1 protein-coding gene is annotated in these 642 nt (G+C 50.5%); it reads right to left on the bottom strand.

Annotated elements, in window-relative coordinates:
- A partial coding sequence (locus A3751_RS17615) for a hypothetical protein (RefSeq protein WP_156492590.1) occupies positions 1–553 on the bottom strand: 553 nt, incomplete at its 3' end.
- Positions 554–642: the final 89 nt, after the last annotated feature.

The following is a 642-nucleotide window of genomic DNA, read 5'->3' as shown; positions in this document are numbered from 1 at the left end:
TTTCAGCTTCTAACTTATGATCAGCCCTGAGATCTGGCTCTTCGGTAAGATGAGCAGAAGCCGTTGCTTCTTTCAGCGCCATGGTCTGCGCTGCCTCAGTTTTCGTCTCTGGCTGCTTGGCCGCGGGCTTTAGTTTTGGCATCAAGCCTGCAACGACGACATCTTTTTTGTCGTTTGATTCTTTGAATGGTCTTAACTTCTTTCTAGCCAGAATGGCGCTAGCGGGCTTCAAATTAGGATGGCGAGAGTGGCTGGTCGCTACTGGCTCCGCAGCAAAGCCATCAGCCTCAGACATTTGCTTAGCGAATGACTCATCTGATGACGCTTTGGTTTCTGGATCGCTACCCTCTCTTTCATTCGGTACGGCACTGACGGGCGGGACTGGAGTGGCTGGCTGACTCTCGGCCTCTTGTGTCGCTTTTTCGGTAACTGGATCGCTCGACTTGGACGCATGCGGTGGCGTTGCAAACATCTGATCAAAATAGTCCAACAGCAAGTCGTCCGCACGGCTCGCTTTGGTTTCCTTATTTTGATCGGACTTCTCTTTGCTCACTTCTTACCTCGGCGCCATTTTAGGCTGCATTACTTCGTCTGAGGTAAACAACAAGCTGAGATGCGACCTGCAACAAACTTGATTTAACA

Source organism: Oleiphilus sp. HI0080, from assembly GCF_001635135.1.
Note: the sequence above shows the minus strand (reverse complement) of the source record. Positions and strands in the feature narration are given on the sequence as shown.